The organism is Aciduricibacillus chroicocephali (assembly GCF_030762805.1).
Lineage (GTDB): Bacteria > Bacillota > Bacilli > Bacillales > Amphibacillaceae > Aciduricibacillus > Aciduricibacillus chroicocephali.
Window position 1 is genome coordinate 2,617,050 of sequence record NZ_CP129113.1, and the last position, 22,556, is coordinate 2,639,605.

Consider the following 22,556-nt stretch of genomic DNA (forward strand, 5'->3'; position numbering starts at 1 on the left):
CGTTCAAATTAATAGCATATACCGACACGCTTGCCTATAAATTCGTCGCTTCCAAGCTGTTTATACGCAAATGCAGCTGTATCTGCAACCGAAATCATCTTCCCATCTGCCGGAAGCATATCAGCTTCGACCCGATATCCCCCCGACTCTTCACCATCTGGCAAATAAGTCGGACAGACGATTGTCCAATTAAGGCTTGAGTCCTTCATAGTCTGATAAGCCCCAAGGTGATCCTCTGCCGCAGTTGTCAGCCTGCGTTTGGACTCACTCGATTGGAATCTGTATACCCCTGGATCCACCCTGCTATCAAGAATTCCAGCTGTACCAATCGTAATAAGACGCTTGATCCCATGCTGCTCCATTAGACGGATGAGTGAAGGTGTACTTCTTGATAATGTATTGTTTTTGTCCGTATTGAGCCCACTCAGGACCGCTTCAACATGTATTGTAGTCATTGCTTTTTCCAAAGCTTCCTCATCCAATATATTCCCTTGGATAATGTGAAGATGTGGATTTTGGACTGATATTTTTTCAGGAGAGCGGACAAGCGCTACAACCTCATGCCCGTCTCGCAAGGCCTTTTCCAACAGTACACTGCCGACACGGCCTGTTGCGCCTAGAAGGAGAATGTTCAATCAGACTGCCTCCTCTCTTTTCCATAAATGTCTTCCTCAAATTTACTTACTCTAACTACTCGGATAAACTTCCATCAGCGTACTTCTGAACAATGCATTTAGTGCCGGTGTCGGGTCCCCGGCCGGAGCTTTTCCTCTTTTGGAATACGCCTCAATTCGCTCCAATTCGGACTCCAAATATTCATCAATGATCGTATTACGAGACTCCGTATCCAGCTCATCGCCTTCCATTTTTCTCTTCTGCAGCTGTTCAATCTCATCTTTCAATTCACCATCTGGCAAAATGTCCTCTAACAACATCTTGAATTCAACAGGTGGTGCCGTCTTATACTTTTCAATCCATTCACAAGCAAGTGCTGCGCGCAAAGCATAGAAGTATTTCTTCGCCTTTACGATTGGACCTTGCAAATGTTCATGATAATTGCTTTCTGCTATGTTCATGTAGTGATAAAGACATGTACTCGGCTTGAAAACCATCGGCTCCAGACGTTTCAAGTCTTCGATAAAGGAATATTTCTCATAGTAGACGATACTGCTCCTGAGCCACTCCAGCAAGGAAGGATTACTCTTCCTGAAAAGCCGCAATGCCTTTGTGATTTCCCAACCGCTCATATCCAGCATTTCATCGATCGGCAATTCAATTACATTTTGCTTCGTGCCAACTCCTTGCTGATCAATGGATAAATACCAATCGGGCTGATGGATGTAAATGAACCGCACATCATAGTCGCTGTCCTGAGATGGAAATCCCCATGCTCTGCTCCCTGCGTCAATGGCAAAGAGCACTTTGACGTGGAATCTTTTTTCAACTTCCAATATTTTATCCTTAATAAGCTGTTCTATGGAAAACACCTCACTCATGTTAATTTTCCATTCGCTAATTTGATGTGTCACTCACCAGTTTAGAACTGTACGGTTCAAGTATATCAAGAAGGCGCAGAAACATTCAAAATTGTTCCTACGCCGTGACCATCATTCCTATTTTATCTCGATTATAATCTTTCCTTTTGCATGATGAGTTGCACTGAGGCTATGTGCCTCGCGAAGCCCCTCCTGTGTCAAAGGGTAAGTGTGACCGATATACGGCTTGACCTCCCCTTTATCCATCAGCTCTCCAAGCTCAGCAAGCTGCTTGCCATCCGGTTCGAGCCACATGGAGTTCGCATGGATTTGCTTTTCCTTTGCCTTCTCTTCATCAATCTGTCCAATTGTCGTGACAAGATATCCTCCTGGTTTTACCACATCATAGCTCTTCTCAAGAACCTCTCCGCCCATTGAATCCAGTACAATATCCATGTCCTTGACCACTTCCGTGAAATCCGTTGTTTTATAGTTGATAAATTCATCGACTCCGAATTCTTTCAACAAGTCTTCATTTTTCTCTGATGCTGTTGAGTATACGTAAGCTCCGAAACTTTTCGCAATCTGAATTGCAAAGCTGCCGACACCTCCGGATCCTGCCTGGATCAATACCTTGTCACCTTTTTTAATTTTCCCGTAGTCGACGAGGCATTGCCAAGCGGTCAATCCAGCAAGCGGCACAGCTGCTGCAGTATTGAAGTCGACACTTTTCGGTTTCAGTGCCACTAAATTCTCATCGACAGCTACATACTCCGCGTACGTGCCATTTTCCATCGCTGGACGTGCAAATACTTCGTCACCCACTTTAAACTGCGTCACTTTGGATCCAACTTCACTTATGACCCCTGCAGCGTCCCAGCCAAGAATGATCGGAAAATCAAGTTTGATAAAATCTTTCAAATGGCCTTCTCGCAGTTTCCAATCAATCGGATTGATTGAAGTCGCATGCATCTCTATAAGGACTTGGTTTTCATTGATTTCCGGTTTTGGCAAATCCTTATCTATAAGTTGTTCTTCTCCGCCATATTGTTCAATTACTATTGCTTTCATTTCCGCACGCTCCTTTTAAAGAATCACTTATATGTTATTCCCCATCTTCACATCTTCGAGACATCTCTTGATTTAAACTGCTTTTTTAAAAGATTGGCGAATAACCTGTCTATGGGTGTTCAGGCATATAAGTTCGGGAAATGATAGAGTTGAGGTGATCAATATGAAAAAGTTAGGGTACGGCCTTGTTTTGGTTCTCATGCTAGTCCTTGCAGCATGCGGTCATACCGAAGGCAAAGATAGTAAAAAGAAAGAAAGTACAGAGACAACAGCGGGACACCATCAAAACGAGGAGATGAGTGAAGACCATGAATCAATGGATCATTCAAGCTCTGGGGATATTCCTAAAGACCTGCAAGCAACTAAAGACCCCAAATATCCAATCGGTAGCAAAGCAACCATTGAGACAGACCATATGAAAGGTATGAAGGGTGCTAAAGCTACAATTGTAGGTGCTTTCAACACAACAGCTTACACCGTATCTTATGATCCAACGAACGGTGGCAAGAGAGTCGAGAATCATAAATGGGTCATTCAGGAGGAAATCAAAGGCGGCAACAAAGCAATGAAGCCGGGAGATCAGGTGACGCTTGAAGCAGATCACATGAAAGGTATGAAAGGTGCCAAAGCTGAGATTGGCAGTGTCAAAAACACAACCGTTTATATGATTGATTATGTCCCAACAACTGGCGGAGAAAAGGTTAAGAATCATAAGTGGGTAACCGAGGATGAACTCTCCCCTGTGAAATAGCAATATGCCCGGCTCCGTAAAGCAGATCATAGACGGAATCGGGCATTTTTCTTATGAGCCCACCCTCCTTGAGACATTTGACCATATAGTAAAAGCAGCCAAGTTCAAGGAGGATATTAAATGAATTATTACGAGGATCCTTATTACTCATATTGGGAAGAAGAAGATGCTGAAGACTTTTCCAGTTACCATGATGGGAGACAAATTTTCCCGGGTATGTTTAACCCTTCATTCCCAGGAGGAGGGTTCTTCCCTGGAACGCCCCCTGGTTTTCCTTCACCAGGGCAAGGACCAGGCGGATTCCCTAACTTTCCGGGTACCTCACCATTTCCCGGAGGAGGCCCAGGACAGTTTCCTGGAGGCCCGGGAGGTCCAGGGCAGTTTCCTGGGGGCCCAGGAGGTCCAGGACAGTTCCCCGGAGGTCCGGGAGGTCCAGGAAGCCCGGGAGGCGGCCAAAACGTACCACCTTCAAGTCCACCGCCGTCATTCACGCCGCAACTACAACAATTTCAACCAAAGGCGATTGACCCGGGAGCCATCCGCGGATGCCTCTTCAGATTCACATACGTGTGGCTGGAACGAGATGCCTTCTGGTTCTACCCTACATTTATCGGCAGAAGATCAATCTCCGGCTTTAGATGGAACGGTTTCAGATGGGTGATATTCGGGATTGACCTGAACAGGATTGTATCCTTCCAGTGCTTCTAAATTCACCAAAAAACGAGACTAGGCGAATCAGCCCGGTCTCGTTTTCTTCTTTACATTAGAATTGTACCGGCTTCATTCCCGGCTTATAGACTTGTCCAATATTCTCAACGTAATTCGTCAATGTCCCTGTAACAATTTTCATATCTTGCAAGGAAAGCTCTCCAGCCTCCAGTTTCTTCTCAACTTCTTGAGTAGTCATTACAACGTTTGCAAGCCGAATCGCCTTCATGCTTAATGAAGGCTTAACAAAAGTTGTATCCGTAATCGGCTTTGTGAACTCAAGCAAAGCACGCAAATCTTTCTCTTCCTGTGACATTGAATCAGTCGTTATGAATTTAGCATCACCCCATGCACCGTGGTCCGAACCGATCCCATTACCGCCATCATTGAGAACAAGCTTCACTTCAGAAGCACCGGTAATATCCACTTGCACAAACTTCTCTGGGGTTTTGTGCTTCATCACGCTACTGTCATATTTCTTCACACCGTCCACGTAAATCTGGAAGATGACAGAAGACATATTATTGTCAGCGACATGCTGCTCAACACCAATTCTTGCCTCGAAAGTATCAAAGCCTTTTCCGCTCACATCATAGACAACAGCAGAGTTGGCGTGTGTACCGATACCCTTTTGATAGACATTCGCCTGGATGCCGTCGAACAATTGGAGCGGCTCGCCATTAATCGTTTTATCGTATTGAGTTTGCTTATATGTGTTTGTGACAGACTTCCAAGGAATATCGCTCGCATAGACTACTTTTGATACGACTTGAACCCTCGTTTTTCCCGTTGTCTTATGGCCAGCCTGGTCTGCCACCTCATAGATAACTTCATAAGCGCCAACTTTACTCACGTCAACATTTGACTGGATAACCTTCACATTCGCTGTAATGTCTTCATTGTTAACATCGAATGCTTTCACCCTAGCGAACGGATCAAATTGGTCTCCTTTTTGAATAGTAATTGCATCAAGCACCTTCAAATGCGGTTCTGCTGTTTGCTTTTCATAGACACTACTTGATTGAGAAGCGTTTAGTTTCTTATCATAAGCGACGACTGAATACCCGTATGTCTTGCCAATCTCGGCAGACTTATCAACGTAGCTTGTATCTTTTGTAAAGCCGATTACTTTTCCATCTCGAATGATTTCATAGCCGAGGACGTCCTTCTTGGCCTCTTCTTCAATCGAGTACGAAAGTGTCACTTTTTTATCTGAAGTAACAACAGATTTGATGCTCGGTTTATATGCTTTTGTGAAGCCTTGTCCTTTGTATTGATATGCCGCTGTATGCAAATACCACAGCTTTTTATCCAGCTTCGGCAGTTTCAAAGCAGCCATCTTCTCTTTCCCTGCATCTGAAAGGGTGAATTTATAGCGATTGAAGTATTCGGTCAAGTCCGCACCCATCACTTCAGAAGAATAGAGAATCATAGTGTCGCGCTTTTGTTGCTCATTGCTTACAGCAGGTTTTCTTTCACGGTACAAGCTCTCGAGATCCGCCCAGTAGTGATCGTTTTTAATCTGCAACTGCCAGAACATCGCGAGCTTCTCAAAATAACCATAGTCGTAAAATCCTTTTGTGCTTCCGTATTCATCCGGCGACTGATTTTCGAAGATGGATGAGTACTGGACTCTATCTCCAAGTCCGCGCTTCATATAAATATAACTTGACCACATATTATTCGTGATCTCTGTCCACTCTGCAGCACTAATATCCATCTCATGGCCGAACTCATGAACAATACCCCACATAATACTGTCTATACGAGAAGGATCGAGGTAGATTGACATATCCCCGCGCTGAATGCCTACATGCTCCATGCCTGCATAAGCAGCGCCATATGGCTGCATAAGGCGGATGAAGCTCCTTGCGTTCCCTTTGGAGTGAACAGCGCTCCGTCCGTCAATGCCTGCGAATGCAAACATATCGTCCATGATGCTATTCCATGCTCGGATCGTATCTTCGGGCTGCACACCTCTTGTCACATACGCATCGTATGCACCCGTAGTTGTACCAGTAAATGTTACATTTTTCATATTCAGTTCAAAGATATCAATCATCTTGTCCTTATGAGCATCCAACTTCGTCTTGTATGCCTTCAGCTCTTTGAGGAAAGCAGCCGGGTCATCACCGGATGTGAAGATCGGGAATTTCTCACCACCAGCGATACGAACACGAGGCGCTTTTGGTTGCTCACTCGCTGTATAGGGGTTGATGAAATAAACTGCCCCACCCGGATTGCTCTTCATCGACCAGTTGTTGTCATAGATTTTCGGTACAGTAAAAGTGTTTTCGCCCGGCTTCAAATTGTAAGTACGATTCCAATTGTTGAAAGAAGCTTCCTGCTGCGTGAAGGCGATGCTCGGCAGTGGTCCATTTGGATCTGCATCTACATACACCTTGAACGTTTCACCCGGCAATGCAACAATGCCTGTCGAGAGGAAGTTCGTACCGAAACGGCTCATTCTCAATACTGTCCTCGACTGATGAACAGAGTTTCCGTTTTGCGGCAATGTCAAAATATCTTTTTTAAAATCTGCACCATTCACAATTTCCTTTGCCAAGCTCAGGCGATGAATCAAATGTGCGCGCAATGGATGCGATTCCGCCTGGGCTATGAGCTCCTCTAAATAAGAAAGGTTCGCGTATTTTTCATTTACAGCTGTCATCGTTCCGTCTGTAAACAGATTGTCGACAGTTTTCGAAAGCACATCTTCTTTATAGAAAGCAACTTCGGATGCACTTGTCCAATCCTGATGTGCCTCAACAAAGACGAACTTCACACGTTTTGCTGTCGTCTTCTTGAAAGTGTATTCCATCGTCTCCGCTGTCACATTGCCGGAGTAACTGCCTTTACCAATTAAAGCATAGTCATTACCTGATTCAGATTGAGAGGCATAAATCTCGAAAGACTTTGGAAACCCTTTTGGCTTTGTCCCATCCTGTCTCGTTGCATACGTCATTCTGTTAATTGTCTGTGGTTCTTTGAATGTAACTTCAAACTGATTTTTGAATGTGTCTGAGTTCGGCTTTCCCGTTTCCCAGAATGTGTCTGGATCCCCGTCAATGGCCCGGCTGATCACACGGTCTCCATATGTTCCGCCATTGTTTTTAATTGATTGGATTGCTTCCGCGGGTACTCGGAATGCTTTGTCGTAAGCCGCCATATCCTCAGAAGGTATTGAGAATATGCTTGAATCAATCGCAGAAGCACTCGACTCCTCAGCAAAAGCAACTTTGCTGTTCGGATACGGAAACAGATCAGAAATCGTGAAGGCTGCTGTCCCTAGCAGAATAATGGATAAAAAGAGCTTTTTCTTCATGATGCACACCTTCCTTATACATTTTTTTGTTTCGCTATTAATATCGGTATAATTTGGAATCACATCATGAGTATATTGGTACAGATTACAAAACAATTTAATGAATGGATTGAACTAAAAATATACAGATTTCACCTGTTACACACAGATTATCATTTTTACATAGGTTCTTGGGGAGAATAGAGCCACTAACACCTTTGGAAAGGGATGGATCATATTGCGACCAATCATTGGGGTCTCCGGCAATATTGAAATTGAACAGAACGGCAGATTTCCAGGCTATAAAAGCGCATTTGCCTATGATGACTATATTCAGGCAGTAGAAATGGCAGGTGGCACAGCTTGCGTAGTGCCGGTCACAACAAGAATGGAAGTCATTTCCTCACAGGCGGAGCATATAGACGGACTTCTCTTGACTGGTGGGGTGGACATTAATCCATTGTTTTATGGAGAAGAGCCGGAACAGGGCTTGAGCACAATATCTCCTGAAAGAGATGAATTTGACATTACCTTATTCCGAACGGTCATGAATCTTGGAAAGCCGGTATTCGCCATTTGCCGAGGCATCCACGTTGTCAATGTAGCGCTTGGTGGTACACTGTTTCAGGATCTGAAATCAGAACCTACTACCCACGTGAAACATGAACAATCATCAGAACCCCAAGCTATCTCCCATACGGTATATTTTGAAGAAAGTTCTTATTTCCACGGGCTATTCGGGGAAAGAGCTTTGACCAACTCCTTCCATCATCAGGCGATACGGAAACTCGCTGGAGGCATTAAAGCAGTTGGCCATGCGGCGGATGGAGTTATAGAAGCGATTCAGAACGATGACCGCTCAATTGTTGGAGTTCAGTGGCACCCTGAACGCTTAGCGAGAAATCACTTCGGGATGCTTCGTCTTTTTGAAGATTTCGTTGAGCGAACAAAAGGAAAATGAACAAGAGGAAACACCTTCAATCATGGTACACTGGAACATGTGCCTCGAAGGTGTTTTTTCGCAGATCACGATAGTTACATAAAGTAAGCTTTGAAAGGAAAAGAACATGCATCTTGATATTGAACCATCTGTACTCATTATTATAATTCTCTTCGGATTTATGGCAGCTTTTATTGACTCAATCGTAGGTGGTGGCGGACTGATTTCATTGCCTGCCCTGCTGTTCGCTGGACTAAATCCTGTTGCTGCTGTCGCTACGAACAAGCTCGCCAGCACAATGGGCGCATTGACGAGTACATATATGTTCTACCGCTCCGGCAAGCTGGATATGAAACCCATTTATAAATTGTTCCCCCTTGCCTTCTTCGGCTCAATACTCGGCTCCTGGACCGTCCATCTTATGAATCCAGAAGTGCTCAAGCCACTCATGCTCGTCATGCTTGCTGCAGTAGCCGTTTATACGTTCTTCAAGAAGGACTGGGGCAGCATTTCAACACATAGAAAACTCTCTACTCACCATCTACTGCTATTCATGGTTCTTATATTTGCCATCGGTTTCTATGACGGATTTCTCGGCCCTGGAACCGGCTCATTTCTCATATTCTCATTCCTATTGATTGGCTTTGATTTCATTAGAGCAGCCGGCAGCGCGAAGTTCCTGAACTTCGGAAGCAATATCGCAGGGTTGATGATGTTCATGTATCTAGGACAAGTCCATTATGTATACGGATTGGTTATGGGAGCGGCCCAGATTACCGGTTCCATTTGCGGCTCAAGGCTCGCAATCAGAAAAGGGACCGGCTATGTAAGAGCGTTGTTCATTGTAATGACGGTTGTGCTGTTGGCCAAAAATATGTGGGATTTTTTAAAGTAAACATTGTGTAGGGAGAAAGGTAACATTGCTTTAGCCTTTCCCCTGCTCCTAAGCTTGCTATAAATTTTCCAATTTCGCCTAACTATGAAATTTTCGTCCCATTTTCAACGACTTCGTCTGGTTTCAATAGAACGACATCCCCATCTTCTGGTACACCGCCTATTACCAATACTTCAGATTTGAAGCCAGCAATTCGCATTGGCGGAAAGTTAACGACTCCTACAACTTGGCGGCCAATAAGTTTTTCAGAATCATATCGACGCGTTATTTGAGCGGAGGATTGCTTGATGCCAATTTCCTCTCCAAAGTCAATTTCTAATTTTATTGCAGGTTTCTTCGCTTCGGGAAAAGGCATAGCATTTATAATTGTCCCAATACGCATGTCCAATTCCAGAAAATCTTCTATTTTCGCCATAGTAAATTAACCTCCGTTTTCTAGGCCGTCATTTTTTCATTTTTCGGTGACCATATTAAAATACCGATTCCAATGACTAAAAGAAAAATTCCCGTCCAAGCCGTTATATTCAGAGATTCTTCCAACACAAGGAAACCTAGTAAAGCTGCTGTCATTGGCTCCGCTAGAGCAAATGTCACTGCAGTGGATGGAGAAACATTGGATAGTCCCTTTGCAAACAGCAAGTATGCAGCACCAGTTGCTACAATACCAAGCTGAAGACTGGCAACCACACCTCTGACACTTCTAATCCAAGATAAATCATATATCAATAAGAATGGGGATAAGAAGATTGCACTAAGCGTAAATACGATAGCGACCAATGATAAAGAAGAATGATCTCCAGCTATTCCCCGGCTTATTAACGTGTAACTGGCAAAAGATAAACCAGCCCCCAGTGCCAACAAAATTCCAACCGGATCTGCACTAACCGATTCTTTATCCGCAAACAATAAAAGACAACCTATAATTGAAATCCCCGTAGAGAACCACCAGATTCTCGTCGGACGAGTATTTAAATAAGCCCACTCGATCAGCCCTGACAATATCGGAGCACTTCCAATCGCGACGACTGTACCGATGGCCACCCCCGTCGACGAAACTGCCGAGAAAAATAATGGTTGGTATAAGGCCATGCAAAAAGAGGCACCTACTATAGCTTTAATAGGCCAGTCTCTAAGACTGAGCTTCCCTGTCACAAGCACAAGAATTAATAGGAAAAGACCTCCAACTGCTAACCGAACGGCCCCAATAGAAATCGGATGTGCTGTCTCAGGAGCCAGAGCCTGTGTAGTTCCCGTCGTTCCCCAGAGCATCGCTGCAAATAATATTAGAAATGAAGAAGCTTTACCACCCATTTAATCCACTCCAACAAAAAATAAAAAAGAATCGCTGAACCTATTGTAGAAAATACACGGACAATTTTCTTCACCAAATTCAACGTTCTTTTTATCCTTTTTGAAGCTTTCTATATTTGTACGGAGGTACCTCTTCCAAATTTACAAACCACCTCGTAAATGATGACGGGTTCTCGAAGCCCAATTCCTCGCTTATCTTCGTCATAGACCATCCTGTTGAATGCAATAAATGCTTAGCCTCTTTGAGGCGCAGCTCATTAATATAAGCCTTGAGGCTTTTCCCTGTTTTCTTCTTGAACCACGATGAATAATAGACTGGATGATAATGCTCCAACTCAGCTAAGATCTCCAATCGGATAGCTTCCTTGTAGTGTTCGTGAATGTAAGCAATTGAAGCCGGGGCGGACGTTTCCAATTTGCTCGTTACATAACGGGTCAAATCAGCAAGTGAGGACTTATTCCTTCGACTCTCCGACTCTTCCATAAGCAAATAACGGATGGAATCCCACTGCCGATCCATTGTGATAAACATGCTATCTGTGTCACCCGGCAAGTATTGCGTTGGTATGTCCAAAATTAAAAATTCATTCCGATCTACAGATCGATACTTATGCTCACAATTCGGCGGGAGATAAAAACAATGTTCGGGATTCAGATTGATTTCTTGCCACTTTGTTTTAATCTCCAGCGATCCTTGAAGCGGAAAAAGAAACTGTCCGAACTCATGTTGATGCGCATTAAACTCTCTAGAGTAATTTCTTTTTTCGCAAGTTAGTACATTCTCCAATTAGCTCTCTCCTTCCTTTTCAAATACACGACCTCTTTCGCTCTATGTCACTATTTTATCATTTTCAGGAAAACTTTAAGAATAGTTGATTATAGTCCCTATTAACAACGAATTGCGAGGGAAAAATCAATGAAAATGAATAAAAATCACATCAAGTTCGCTATAGATTTGATCATGGTCATTATGTTTGTGTTCTTTTTCAATAAACAAGTGTTGGGCGGATTCCCTTATCATAAAATAGAGAAAACCTTCTAAAGCTTAGATGATTTATTAGAACCCTAGACTAACAAAAAAGGATAGATGAGCAATTTTTCAATGCACATCTATCCTTTTCTTATCCTTATATCTAAAAGCTCATAGGTACTGAGCACAATCTGTGTAAAGATGTTATCTTTCGGGTAATCTATCTTTATACTAAAAGACCGCCCAATTAGCAAAAGGCTATAGTCTATTTAACTTACGATCTACCGGCCTTTTCTGATACGAATTCACTGAACTGGTCTCCCCAGTCGCAGATAGATGTCACAACAGGCTCCAGAAGATAGCCAATTTCACTAAGTTGATATTCAACTTTTGGAGGAACAACTGGATACACAAATCTATTCACGATTTTATCATTCTCCAGCTCCCTCAGTTGCCTGATCAACATGCGCTGGTTGGCATCTGGAAGCTTTTTTTGCAATTCACTTAATCTCAATGGAGACTGCTGAAGTAGGCACCATATAATTGCTATCTTCCAACGTCCTCCTATAACCGATAAAGCCAAATCCTTGGCAGTATAGTAATCCTTACCTTTATAATTAATAGCCATGTATATTTATTCCCTTCCTTTCGTATGTATAGTGACAAAAGCGTCAGTATTGTACAGGGCATTATATTATGACAGTATAGGTATGTAAACACTTAAAAAAGAAAGAAGGGCTTCCTTTGAAAAGTAGAGCTGCTGTTGCATTTAAACCGGGTGAACCGCTTCAGATCGTTGAACTCGATGTTGAAGAGCCAAAGGCAAAAGAAGTACTTGTAAAAATCCTTTATACTTCAGTCTGCCACACAGATGCATATACATTGTCAGGTGATGACCCTGAAGGTATCTTCCCTGCTGTACTAGGCCATGAAGGTGCTGGTGTAGTTGTTGCTGTAGGAGATGAAGTTACTTCAGTAAAACCGGGCGATCATGTTATCCCGCTATATACACCTGAATGCGGAGAGTGTAAATTCTGCCGCTCTGGCAAGACAAACTTGTGCAGCGCAATTCGGGAAACTCAAGGTAAAGGTCTTATGCCTGATGGAACAACTCGCTTCTCTTACAATGGAGAGCCAATCTACCACTATATGGGAACAAGCACATTCAGTGAGTATACAGTCGTATCTGAAATCTCCCTTGTAAAAGTTGAGCCAGATGCGCCTCTTGATAAGGTCTGTCTATTCGGATGCGGTGTCACAACTGGTATTGGCGCAGTTCATAACACAGCAAAAGTTGAAGAAGGTGCTGTAACTGCTGTCTTTGGTCTCGGCGCAATCGGACTTGCCGTTATCCAAGGGTTAAAAAAGGCAAATGCCGGACGAATCATCGCTATTGACATAAATGAAAGCAAATTTGAACTTGCTGAGAAAATGGGCGCAACTGATTTTGTCAATCCTTCTAAATTCGATAAGCCAATTCAAGAAGTTATCGTTGAAATGACAGATGGCGGCGTTGATTACAGCTTCGAATGTATTGGTAATGTTGAAGTAATGAAATCCGCTCTTGAGTGCTGTCATAAAGGTTGGGGAGAGAGCATTATCATCGGTGTTGCAGGCGCAGGCAAAGAAATTCACACTCGCCCATTCCAATTAGTAACAGGCCGTGTATGGCGCGGATCAGCATTTGGCGGTGTTAAAGGACGCTCTGAATTACCTGGTATGATTGATGAATATATGAATGGTGAAATTGATTTGGATTCCTTTATTACACATCACCTGGACTTCAAAGACATCAATGAGGCATTTGATTTGCTTCATAAAGGTGAGTCCATTCGTACAATCTTGACATATGGAGAGTGAAATCATGAGTCTTGAATGCATTGATCAGCACCGTTCATTTGGCGGTGAGCAGCGCAAATACAGCCATTATTCAGACGTTCTGCATTGTGATATGAAATTCAGCCTCTATTTGCCATCCAATAAAGAGGGGAAGAAGATTCCCCTTATCTGGTGGCTATCTGGTCTGACTTGCACAGACGATAACTTCAGCCAGAAGAGTGGTTTTCAGGCACTGGCTGATAAATATCAGGCTGCTGTCATTATTCCTGACACTTCCCCTCGTGGTGAAGACGTTGCTGATGATGAAGGATGGGATCTTGGTCAAGGTGCAGGATTCTATTTGGATGCCACGCAGGAACCATGGGCAAAGCATTACAAAATGTATACGTATATCACTGAGGAATTAACATCCATTGCTACTGAACTGGTCCCTAATTTTTCTGGTGAAGAAAGCATTATGGGGCACTCAATGGGAGGGCATGGCGCTCTCGTAATCGGTATGAGAAATCCTTCAAGATTCAAGGCGATTTCTGCCTTTGCGCCAATTTCCAGCCCAAGTCAAGTTCCTTGGGGTATTAAAGCATTCTCTACTTATCTTGGAGATGACAAGACTTCCTGGAAGGAATGGGATGCTTCGGAACTCGTCAAAAAGTCCGGTATGCCACCTATCTTCGTTACACAAGGAGACAAAGATCAGTTCTATCCAGGACAGCTGGATGAAACGAACTTCTTGAACAATGCGAAGGAAGCCAATACGGAAGTGAGCTTTAACAAAGTGGAGGGCTATGACCATAGCTACTTCTTTGTATCTACTTTCCTGGATGATCATTTCGCATTCCATATAAAACACTTAAGATAATTCCCATTTCAATGTAAAATAGGGAATGAAAGATATCCACATTCAATTGTAATGTGGATATTTTTCATTACTATATTTTGTCATATTATAATTAATGCTACATAAAACAATAAGGCACTAAGGAGGTACAGTTTACATGGATTTAAAAAAAATGCTGGCCGATGCTCATGTTAAGCCATATTTATTAAAAGCTCGTTTCGGAATTGAAAAGGAAGGTCAGCGTGTTGACCTGGCAGGGAATCTAGCTGAGACGGATCATCCTGAGTGCATTGCGAAGAGAGATGAACACCCATACATTCAGCGCGACTTCGCTGAGACACAAATGGAATTGATCACACCGATCTGCGAGACATTAGAAGACCTGTTTAACTACTTATCAGCCATTCATGACGTTGCCCACCTTACCATGGGCAAGCAAGAAATGCTTTGGCCTTTAAGCATGCCTCCTCAGCTGCCGAAGAAAGAAGAAGACATTAAGATTGCGAAGTTGAAAAACTTCCAAAGCGTTTTGTATCGCCGTTCCTTATCCAAGTCCTATGGACGCCGTATACAAATGATCAGTGGCATTCACTTTAACTTTGAATTCGCTGAAGAACTGATTCAGACTCTATTCAATCTCCAATCAGAATTTAAGAATTATCGGCAATTTAAAACAGAAATTTATCTTAAGGTAACAAGAAATTATTTGCATTATCAGTGGTTCGTCACTTATTTCTACGGTGCCTCTCCTTTGAGCGAAAAGAATTTCTTTGATAACGACTGTTTAACTAAGCCAGTAAGAAGCATTAGAAACAGTAAATATGGATATTCCAATCATGACGATGTTCACGTCTCTTACAGCAGCATAGAGAAATATATAACAGACCTCACTCAGATGGTTGAAAAAGGTCTGTTAATCGAAGAAAAGGAGTTTTACTCCTCTGTTCGTTTAAGAGGCGGCCGACAAGTTGCAGATTTAGCAGATCATGGTGTCAGATATATGGAATTGCGGAATATAGATTTGAATCCTTTTGAAACAATTGGAATCAGCTATGAGCAAGCAGAGTTTCTGCATCTCTTCCTCCTTTATATGCTATGGAAAGATGAAGGCAATCATTGTGATGAGTGGGTAAAAGAAGGTGACGCCCTTAATGAAGCAGTCGCTCTTGAGCACCCACTATCACATACACAGCTTGAGCAGGATGCCAATGCAATAATTAAAGAGATGGAACAATTGGCCGAAGCATTGAACTTACCTGTATCAGACACGCTATTTGCTAATTTGAAAGAGATGCTTCAGGACCCGAGCAAGACCTTGGCTGGAAAACTCTATCAGAAGAGCGAAGAAAGCTGCCAGGCCGACCTCGCCACTTCCATTGCTAAGGAGAATTATAAATCAGCCTGGGATAAACCATATCAATTGACAGGATTTACTGATATGGAATTGTCCACTCAGATCTTAATGTCTGATGCGATCCAGCAAGGAATTAAGATTGAAATTCTTGATAGACAAGACCAATTCTTGAAGCTTCAGTTTAATGACCGTATTGAGTATGTGAAAAATGGCAATATGACGAGCAAAGACAGCTATATAGCTACCTTAATTATGGAGAATAAAACAGTAACGAAAAAAGTTCTCCAGCAGCACGGTTTTCGCGTACCAGCCGGCGAAGAATTTAATCGTATTGAACAAGCACTGCGTTCCTATGACATGTTCTCGACCAAAGCTTTTGTCGTAAAGCCAAAATCAACTAATTACGGACTTGGCATTTCAATTTTCAAGGATGGCGCAAGTCGTGAAGACTATGAAGAAGCAATCAAAATCGCCTTCCAGGAGGATTCTTCGGTACTAGTTGAGGAGTTTCTCAGTGGAACAGAATACCGCTTCTTCGTATTGGATGACAAAGTTCTCGCAATCCTACTGCGTACACCTGCAAATGTCGAAGGTGACGGCAAACGTACGATTGAGGAGCTTGTCGCCGAGAAGAATCGTGACCCGCTACGAGGAAGAGATCATCGTACACCTTTGGAGGTTATCCAGCTTGGAGAAATTGAAAAACTTATGCTGAAGGCCCAAGGGCATAAAATCGATTCAATTCCGAAGAATGGTGAAACTGTCTACTTACGTGAGAATTCCAATGTTAGCACAGGCGGAGATTCCATTGACGTAACGGATCAGATTTCTGATGATTATAAGAAAATCGCTGTTGATGCCGTCGCTGCCCTCGGAGCTAAGATTAGTGGAATTGATCTAATTATTGAGGATATAACTGTTCCCGCATCTGACAAGGGTGCTTATGGCATTATTGAGGCGAACTTCAATCCGTCCATGTACATGCATATTTATCCTTATAAAGGCGAAGGCCGACGAGTGACGACAGATATCTTGCGGTATGTGTTTCCAGAAATAAATTAAGCATTGAATCAGAGAAACATTGAAAGGCTGCCCTCCATTATTTCTATCATGGAGGGCAGCCTTATTAATTTTATATTGCTTCATACAAATCAGTTTCTATTTTTGGATTAGGACCATATTTATTCGTTCCTGGTGTACTATCTAAGCATTGGAAGACTGTCAGAATAATAGGACCTACTAGTGGAATAATATTTATTAACACCCACCAGCCACTTCTATTCGTATCATGTAGCCTTCTAACGGAAACAGCAAGATTAGGCACAATCATTCCAAAAACATAGACATATCCAATAGCCGCCGGAAGAGTGATAATTTCATTTGAAAATCCAATAATAAGTGTGAAAATGTAATTAAAAAGAACGAACATCCAATATTCTTTCCTCCGTGCTCTTCCCTGAAAATCTGCAAAATTCTTTATTGCTTTTATGTACCACTTCATTGTGTAACACCCCCATATAATGTATATATACCATTATATGGGATTACTGTGAAAACTCAACACGCTGTTCTTCTTACATGAGATTTCTTCCTCTTAAATTCCGAGCATTAAAATTGGACTTAAGAAATAACTTTCTTTGCCTGCTTTAAATCTGGTCCAGTTCTTCTGATTTTTACACCAAATACATATTGAGTGATTTTTGTACGCTTAATGATCAAATCATAAATCAACACTGAAAGTATTAAAGTAAGAATCATAATTATAAGAAACTTAGGCATAACCCCAATGTCCAACTTGATCATGTAATAACCTACCGCAACGAGTACACTTTGGTGAATAATATAGACCGGAAATGCAGCTTCATTGAAATACGGCAAAAACCTATGTTGGATATTCAAATATTTATTCCCAAAGCCGAGAATCGCAATAAGACCTAACAATACATTCAGAGATCTTAAAAAGATCAAAGAGATACCTAATATTGAAAACTCCTTCACACCTTGATTCTGAGCAACCAAAACTATCCAAAGCGGAGTCGTAATCAGTACGACGATGAGAGCTTTTAACCGAATACGGTTAAACATTTGCTGATATCTCTCGTCACTGCAAGTGATATATCCCATGAGAAGGAGAAGAAAGTAATAGAAAGGGTTTTGTCCGCCCGGAGAGGGCAGTTTTAAAGATAAAGTTAATACAATAAAAATAAGAATAAAAATGGCTGGATGACTGAGTCTCTTATGAAACTTATCGAAGAACCTCTTCCCTTTTTCACCTTTTATAGTTTGGAAAACAGGCAGCGCAGCAAAGGATAAGACAAATAAATAAAGAATGAACCATAAGTGTGCTGGTGTAAAAGTGCCAAAGTAACCTGATAAATCACTAAAATCACTGAAAAAGGATTTTAAGAAAATAAAATAAGAGTCCGGGAATTCCCCAGTATGACTCAAAATTGCAAAGTAGCCTTGAGGTGGGACAATAATTAAGATTCCAAAAAGGAGTGGTATGAACAATCTCTTAAACCTTTCTTTTATAAAGTGCTCGTTTGATTTCACACGAAGTGCATACCAGCACGCCGATCCCGCTAACCAAAAAAGCAACGGCATGAACCAAAGATTTGCTACAGAAATAAACCAGCTTAACCCCCAACTTAACTCCTCGTTTTTTACATAAAAAGGATCCCAATGATCAAAGACCCTTGCAGAGTGAAAAGGGAATAATAATAAGATTCCAAAATTTCTAAGCCAATCAATATCATACCTGCGTGTTACAATGATTTCATTTCCCATTCTCTCTCCTCCATCCCCCTGAGGATGTTGTATGTGGTTATTTAAAACAAAAATATCGTATCCTCATTCATTGATTAGGTCAATTACCTATTCGGGGACAAAAAATTATTGAGGCGCTCCCTTCCTTGTTTCAGGAAGGGGCATTCGCGTTCAATGATTCTTGTATATATTCCTTAGAAAAGCAATGGGTTAATTACGCACCTTCCTCAGAGAGGCTTACATTATCTTAGACTAACGCTCTCCAAAGAACTTCTAACCTTTTCATATGCTTTTTCAAAATTAACTAGCAGTTCTTCCCTCATCGTTTCGCTGCAAACAAAATCATACAGAAGATCATATTCTATTGCTGAATAGACCACTTCTAAACTTCTTCCAAAAGACAAATTTCGCAATTGTTCTTTAGTCATATTAGTTGCTATTTCTTCTTGGAAATACTCGACTGAACCAAATAATACTGTCAAAATAATCATCACCTTTCTATGTGCATACCATGTTGTGTCATTCAGGTTAAGGCTCAAGACCGATTAAAAAAATTAAGATTAAATATGCCGACTTTTTTGTTTATCATTATTTAAAATCATCTGAAATAACTTTTTTCTGTGTACTCTAGCCTCACGACATTTTGAACAATTTAAAAAGCGACCTCCTCTCTCATAAAACTCACTAACACACTTTCGTTCATTGCAATTGAAACAGACTTGCTTCTCTTTGGTAGCTTCCATCTTATTTCTACCTCTCTTCTTATTAATCTCGGTTCGAGTCTTCAATAGAAGTGCCATTCCTACCAAAACACCATGAGATTAAGAAGTGTCTCTGCCTCCAGTCCCACTTACTAAATTAATGAAAAACAAAATCCAGACATGAATACCTTCGGGAATATTAATTTTAGTAATTATGTAAATTATTTACTCAAAACAAAAAAATCCACCAAAAAGATGGTGGATAAATTTAAATCAATGGTTGTTCCTATAACCGATATATAAATTTATTCACAAACTTTTGGAAACCCGGCGATCCTAGTTCACAGAACCTTAGACCCGTAGCTTTGCGTCCTTACCTTTCAGTAAGTTTGCCTTTTTCATTTTTCTGTAAATAATTTTAATGAACTAATTCAGCAGTTACTCTAAAACCCCTTGACAAGTATGGTGTAGTGGCTTTTCCAAAGTAGCTTTATAGAAAATAATACATTGGCTACTCTGATAACATTTTCAGGGTATCTTATTCGCACTATATAGTCTAATAGACTCCCCTTTATAATATATCGACATTTTTCCACAACTATTTACATATTTTTTAAAACATTTTTTATTAAAGCTCGACTTTTAGATAATCACTTAGCACTAATGATAAGAAAAAAGCTACAATAACTGATTAATCTAGACATGCAATAAGTTATACACTTTAGAAAAAAAAAGAATCTTTTCTCATTGTAGAGAAAAGATTCTTATATTTAATGCCCTGCCATCATCGCAGGGTTCGTTGTTTCTGATTCATCATCCGGACCCTGTACCGGCTGCTGTTTTGGTTTGCTAAGCAATATTCCTAGTATTGCACCAATTATCGCTATTCCTGCGGCAAAGAGGAACGTATCGCCATAGGCAGCAACAGAAGCTTCAACAGGATTCTTTGTTTCGGTCATATGATCTGTGATTCTTGCCGTCAAGAGCCCAGTCATACCTGCAACCGCAAATGAAACCATTACTTGCTGCGCAGCAGTTGTTAATGGTGTTACACGACTAACAAGCTGTCTTGGAGCAGATTGAAGAACATGGGTATTAACCGGCATCATCGTCAATCCCATTCCTGCACCCAACATTACCAAACATGCAATAATGGACCCGATCGACGTATCCATTGTAATACGTGAAAGCATAAACAGTGCTGCAGCAATAATAGTTAAACCTGTCATCGCAAGAGGGCGAGCACCGATTCTATCATATAAACGACCGCCAATTGGCATCATAATACCAGATGCAATAGCTTGTGGAAGCAGAATTAGACCTGTATTTAAAGCCCCATAACCACGAACGGTCTGCAAGAATAACGGAACAATAATCATCACGCCAAACAACGCAATTTGAGCAATCCAAGCAATGACAATCCCTTTAGTAAAATTAGGTGATCTGAATACCCTCAACTCCAATAAAGGCTGTTCTTGACGGAGTTCAACGAAAATGAATATAAGGAGTGCAACGCCACCTACAATTAAACCCGTAAGTGTTTCCTTAGAAGACCAGCTCTTTCCTCCTTCACTAACGCCATAGGCAAGCATTGCGAATGCAATAGGAGCTAGTATAATTCCTAAGTAATCAAGAGAAGGAACAGTTTTGCGTTCCACTTTTGGCAAATATTTAAGACCAACTAAAAGTGCAATAATACCAATTGGCAAATTAATAAGGAAAATCCAGTGCCACGTAACGTACTCTACAAGATATCCAGCCAATACAGGACCTAACGCAGGTGCCAATAGCATTGGAACCCCAAGTGTCCCCATAATCGATCCCATCTTGTCTGGAGGAGCAAGACGGAATACAATGGCCATACCAATCGGTGCAACCATTCCACCACCCAACCCTTGAATCACTCGATAAAAAATCAACTGTTCAGGTGTGTTTGCAAAAGAGCATAAAACAGAACCGAGCGTAAACAAGATAATTGTTGTTAAAAATATCCTCTTTGCACCAAATCGGTCTGACATCCAACCAGCTAGCGGGATAACGGCTGACAATGCAAGCGTATAGCCTGTTAAAGACCACTGCATTGTGGAAACATCAGATTTAAAATCATTCACAATCCCTGGAAGGGCAACATTCATTGCCGTACTATCAAGAATAACCATTATCATACCAATAATGACTGCCAATATTGGTCCTATAATGGTCTTGATGGAAAATGTATCATTATTATTTTCGGGTATTCCAGTCATACATTCAGCTCTTTTCTTCTATCTAATTTTTCAATCCTACGTTCACGACAAATTAAGTACGTGCTCCTCTCACTCATATTTCATAAACAAGGAAAAATGCCGTGATTTCAACATTTTCTTCATTGTGTTAGAATAATTTAAACACCGTTTAAAACAATGTTCAAATAAAAATTTAACTTTTAGGCATTTAATTGTCAAGAAAAAATTACTTCATAACTAATCGGCAGCAAACTGTTCGGGCAGAAGCTTGACAGGTCACAAACAGTAGTATTATCGTGATTTTAACACCAGGCTCGACTTTCACATTAATAACTATAGTTAACTTAGGAGCGTTCCAAGATGAGCAAAGGCTCTGATAATGCAAATACGACAAAAGAGAATATCTTAAATACAACTTTGGAATTAATCACAACAGAAGGACTGGAAAATGTAACGCTGAGAAAAATTGCTGCATCAGCGAACGTAAATCTAGCTCTGATTAATTATCATTTTGGTTCAAAAGATAAATTGGTCAATGAAGCATTGAAACGATTGTTAGCTTCATTAAAAAAGCTCTTTATCATTTTGGACGATTTCAGCATGCCACCAAAGGAAAGATTAAAGACCTTCATGATTCAATATGCCAATTCAGTTTTACAATATCCTGCTCTTTTCCGAGAAGTTCTCGGTAAAGGCGATTTGATATTTGAATCCCAATTTGAATACAAAGATTACATGAGAACAATGGGCGTCAACAAAATAAAAGATACGTTGAAGGAAATTACAGGCGAGGAAGATTCAGATACACTCTCCATGATGATGGTGCAACTCCACTCGGCCATTTTCTTCCCCTCCCTCATGGCTTGCAAAAAAAATGCGCCTCTAGTCTGGAAGCAGATTCCGATAGAGACGCAGATTGATTATCTGTTTGAGCATTATTTTGCTAAGTATATTTGAGAATAAAGGGTGCAGTGACATTTGAGGGAAGCTGAAATAAAGGCTTACAATTAATGTTAAAAAAAGATCCCTGTATAAAGGGATCTTTTTTGCTGAGATTGCAAAAACATTTTATTTGAAAGTGCGAAATCTATATTTCCAATGGCTCCGCCTCAAATGCTTTAGCCTCTAATGGTGCAGTCAAAAAGTTCTTTGCATTTGCCACGAACTTGGTAAAATGCTCGCTTGAGTTATGATTGGCAACAGCTTGCATATCCTGCCAAACTTCCACCATCGTAAATACATTTTCACTTTCTGTGTCTTTTTGAAGGCGGTATGAAATATTTCCGTTTTCCTCTTTTGAGGCAGTAACTAAAGGCTTAGTTTCCTCTAAAAATAAATCCCGTTTAGCTGGATTTATATGGAGGTTTGCGTGAATAATAATCATCGAACGTCAATCCCTTCTTATTTA

20 protein-coding genes and 1 riboswitch are annotated in these 22,556 nt (G+C 41.3%); of the genes, 7 read left to right on the forward strand and 13 right to left on the reverse strand.

From position 1 onward, the window contains the following. Nucleotides 1-8 precede the first annotated feature (8 nt). From QR721_RS13360 to QR721_RS13370, 3 genes are all read right to left on the reverse strand, one after another. Nucleotides 9-635, reverse strand: a complete 627-nt coding sequence (locus QR721_RS13360; RefSeq protein ID WP_348027807.1) for an NAD(P)-dependent oxidoreductase — start codon at nucleotides 633-635, stop codon at nucleotides 9-11. Nucleotides 636-686: 51 nt separating this feature from the next. Then, nucleotides 687-1,478: a nucleotidyltransferase domain-containing protein gene (locus QR721_RS13365; RefSeq protein WP_348029849.1), complete on the reverse strand. Its 792-nt coding sequence runs from the start codon at nucleotides 1,476-1,478 to the stop codon at nucleotides 687-689. A gap of 135 nt (nucleotides 1,479-1,613) precedes the next feature. Next, entirely contained in the window at nucleotides 1,614-2,546 is a 933-nt protein-coding gene (locus tag QR721_RS13370) for an NADP-dependent oxidoreductase (RefSeq protein ID WP_348027809.1), read from the reverse strand. 163 nt (nucleotides 2,547-2,709) lie between these two features. Between QR721_RS13370 and QR721_RS13375 the strand changes: the two genes are divergently transcribed. Further along, nucleotides 2,710-3,297: a YdhK family protein gene (locus QR721_RS13375; protein WP_348027811.1), complete on the forward strand. Its 588-nt coding sequence runs from the start codon at nucleotides 2,710-2,712 to the stop codon at nucleotides 3,295-3,297. Nucleotides 3,298-4,060: 763 nt separating this feature from the next. Here QR721_RS13375 and QR721_RS13385 read toward each other — a convergent pair. Next, nucleotides 4,061-7,330, reverse strand: a complete 3,270-nt coding sequence (locus tag QR721_RS13385; RefSeq protein WP_348027813.1) for an NPCBM/NEW2 domain-containing protein — start codon at nucleotides 7,328-7,330, stop codon at nucleotides 4,061-4,063. Nucleotides 7,331-7,547: 217 nt separating this feature from the next. On the opposite strand from QR721_RS13385, the gene QR721_RS13390 reads away from it, so the two are divergent. Both QR721_RS13390 and QR721_RS13395 read left to right on the forward strand, forming a co-directional pair. Then, nucleotides 7,548-8,270, forward strand: a complete 723-nt coding sequence (locus QR721_RS13390; protein WP_348027815.1) for a gamma-glutamyl-gamma-aminobutyrate hydrolase family protein — start codon at nucleotides 7,548-7,550, stop codon at nucleotides 8,268-8,270. A 106-nt stretch (nucleotides 8,271-8,376) separates the two neighbouring features. Next, nucleotides 8,377-9,144, forward strand: a complete 768-nt coding sequence (locus tag QR721_RS13395; protein WP_348027817.1) for a TSUP family transporter — start codon at nucleotides 8,377-8,379, stop codon at nucleotides 9,142-9,144. Nucleotides 9,145-9,226: 82 nt separating this feature from the next. Here QR721_RS13395 and csaA read toward each other — a convergent pair whose 3' ends face one another. The 4 genes from csaA to QR721_RS13415 all read right to left on the reverse strand — a co-directional run bounded on the left by csaA (nucleotide 9,227) and on the right by QR721_RS13415 (nucleotide 12,053). After that, nucleotides 9,227-9,559, reverse strand: a complete 333-nt coding sequence (gene csaA / locus QR721_RS13400; RefSeq protein ID WP_348027819.1) for a chaperone CsaA — start codon at nucleotides 9,557-9,559, stop codon at nucleotides 9,227-9,229. A gap of 20 nt (nucleotides 9,560-9,579) precedes the next feature. Continuing rightward, nucleotides 9,580-10,455, reverse strand: a complete 876-nt coding sequence (locus QR721_RS13405) for a DMT family transporter (protein WP_348027821.1) — start codon at nucleotides 10,453-10,455, stop codon at nucleotides 9,580-9,582. Nucleotides 10,456-10,546: 91 nt separating this feature from the next. After that, nucleotides 10,547-11,242 carry a helix-turn-helix transcriptional regulator gene (locus tag QR721_RS13410; RefSeq protein WP_348027823.1) on the reverse strand — a complete coding sequence of 232 codons (696 nt, stop codon included), beginning with the start codon at nucleotides 11,240-11,242 and terminating at the stop codon, nucleotides 10,547-10,549. Between the two features lie 457 nt (nucleotides 11,243-11,699). Beyond that, a complete protein-coding gene (locus QR721_RS13415; protein ID WP_348027825.1) occupies nucleotides 11,700-12,053 on the reverse strand; it encodes a winged helix-turn-helix transcriptional regulator in 354 nt (117 codons plus the stop codon). A gap of 116 nt (nucleotides 12,054-12,169) precedes the next feature. On the opposite strand from QR721_RS13415, the gene QR721_RS13420 reads away from it, so the two are divergent. The 3 genes from QR721_RS13420 to gshAB all read left to right on the forward strand — a co-directional run bounded on the left by QR721_RS13420 (nucleotide 12,170) and on the right by gshAB (nucleotide 16,518). Next, complete coding sequence (locus QR721_RS13420; protein ID WP_348027827.1) at nucleotides 12,170-13,285, forward strand: S-(hydroxymethyl)glutathione dehydrogenase/class III alcohol dehydrogenase; 1,116 nt, start codon at nucleotides 12,170-12,172, stop codon at nucleotides 13,283-13,285. A gap of 4 nt (nucleotides 13,286-13,289) precedes the next feature. Further along, nucleotides 13,290-14,123: an S-formylglutathione hydrolase gene (gene fghA / locus QR721_RS13425; protein WP_348027829.1), complete on the forward strand. Its 834-nt coding sequence runs from the start codon at nucleotides 13,290-13,292 to the stop codon at nucleotides 14,121-14,123. A 136-nt stretch (nucleotides 14,124-14,259) separates the two neighbouring features. Then, entirely contained in the window at nucleotides 14,260-16,518 is a 2,259-nt protein-coding gene (gshAB, locus tag QR721_RS13430) for a bifunctional glutamate--cysteine ligase GshA/glutathione synthetase GshB (protein ID WP_348027831.1), read from the forward strand. A gap of 70 nt (nucleotides 16,519-16,588) precedes the next feature. On the opposite strand, the gene QR721_RS13435 is transcribed toward gshAB, so the two are convergent. The 4 genes from QR721_RS13435 to QR721_RS13450 all read right to left on the reverse strand — a co-directional run bounded on the left by QR721_RS13435 (nucleotide 16,589) and on the right by QR721_RS13450 (nucleotide 21,169). Then, a complete protein-coding gene (locus QR721_RS13435) occupies nucleotides 16,589-16,957 on the reverse strand; it encodes a DUF805 domain-containing protein (RefSeq protein ID WP_348027833.1) in 369 nt (122 codons plus the stop codon). Between the two features lie 119 nt (nucleotides 16,958-17,076). Further along, nucleotides 17,077-18,243: an acyltransferase family protein gene (locus QR721_RS13440; protein WP_348027835.1), complete on the reverse strand. Its 1,167-nt coding sequence runs from the start codon at nucleotides 18,241-18,243 to the stop codon at nucleotides 17,077-17,079. Nucleotides 18,244-18,464: 221 nt separating this feature from the next. Beyond that, nucleotides 18,465-18,704: a hypothetical protein gene (locus QR721_RS13445; RefSeq protein WP_348027837.1), complete on the reverse strand. Its 240-nt coding sequence runs from the start codon at nucleotides 18,702-18,704 to the stop codon at nucleotides 18,465-18,467. Between the two features lie 537 nt (nucleotides 18,705-19,241). After that, nucleotides 19,242-19,327, reverse strand: a riboswitch (cyclic di-GMP riboswitch). Between the two features lie 366 nt (nucleotides 19,328-19,693). After that, nucleotides 19,694-21,169, reverse strand: a complete 1,476-nt coding sequence (locus QR721_RS13450; protein WP_348027839.1) for an MDR family MFS transporter — start codon at nucleotides 21,167-21,169, stop codon at nucleotides 19,694-19,696. Between the two features lie 339 nt (nucleotides 21,170-21,508). Between QR721_RS13450 and QR721_RS13455 the strand changes: the two genes are divergently transcribed. Further along, entirely contained in the window at nucleotides 21,509-22,105 is a 597-nt protein-coding gene (locus QR721_RS13455) for a TetR/AcrR family transcriptional regulator (RefSeq protein WP_348027841.1), read from the forward strand. 130 nt (nucleotides 22,106-22,235) lie between these two features. On the opposite strand, the gene QR721_RS13460 is transcribed toward QR721_RS13455, so the two are convergent. Next, the gene (locus QR721_RS13460; protein ID WP_348027843.1) at nucleotides 22,236-22,532 is read right to left on the reverse strand and encodes a putative quinol monooxygenase; all 297 of its coding nucleotides are present in this window, start codon (nucleotides 22,530-22,532) and stop codon (nucleotides 22,236-22,238) included. Nucleotides 22,533-22,556 lie beyond the last annotated feature (24 nt).

Bases quoted from the DNA above. Each gene is read 5' to 3' on its own strand.
- QR721_RS13370 (WP_348027809.1), bottom strand. From the start codon at position 2,546: ATGAAAGCAATAGTAATTGAACAATATGGCGGAGAAGAACAACTTATA.
- QR721_RS13375 (WP_348027811.1), top strand. From the start codon at position 2,710: ATGAAAAAGTTAGGGTACGGCCTTGTTTTGGTTCTCATGCTAGTCCTT.
- QR721_RS13385 (WP_348027813.1), bottom strand. From the start codon at position 7,330: ATGAAGAAAAAGCTCTTTTTATCCATTATTCTGCTAGGGACAGCAGCC.
- QR721_RS13395 (WP_348027817.1), top strand. From the start codon at position 8,377: ATGCATCTTGATATTGAACCATCTGTACTCATTATTATAATTCTCTTC.
- csaA (WP_348027819.1), bottom strand. From the start codon at position 9,559: ATGGCGAAAATAGAAGATTTTCTGGAATTGGACATGCGTATTGGGACA.
- QR721_RS13405 (WP_348027821.1), bottom strand. From the start codon at position 10,455: ATGGGTGGTAAAGCTTCTTCATTTCTAATATTATTTGCAGCGATGCTC.
- QR721_RS13415 (WP_348027825.1), bottom strand. From the start codon at position 12,053: ATGGCTATTAATTATAAAGGTAAGGATTACTATACTGCCAAGGATTTG.
- fghA (WP_348027829.1), top strand. From the start codon at position 13,290: ATGAGTCTTGAATGCATTGATCAGCACCGTTCATTTGGCGGTGAGCAG.
- gshAB (WP_348027831.1), top strand. From the start codon at position 14,260: ATGGATTTAAAAAAAATGCTGGCCGATGCTCATGTTAAGCCATATTTA.
- QR721_RS13435 (WP_348027833.1), bottom strand. From the start codon at position 16,957: ATGAAGTGGTACATAAAAGCAATAAAGAATTTTGCAGATTTTCAGGGA.
- QR721_RS13440 (WP_348027835.1), bottom strand. From the start codon at position 18,243: ATGGGAAATGAAATCATTGTAACACGCAGGTATGATATTGATTGGCTT.
- QR721_RS13450 (WP_348027839.1), bottom strand. From the start codon at position 21,169: ATGACTGGAATACCCGAAAATAATAATGATACATTTTCCATCAAGACC.
- QR721_RS13455 (WP_348027841.1), top strand. From the start codon at position 21,509: ATGAGCAAAGGCTCTGATAATGCAAATACGACAAAAGAGAATATCTTA.
- QR721_RS13460 (WP_348027843.1), bottom strand. From the start codon at position 22,532: ATGATTATTATTCACGCAAACCTCCATATAAATCCAGCTAAACGGGAT.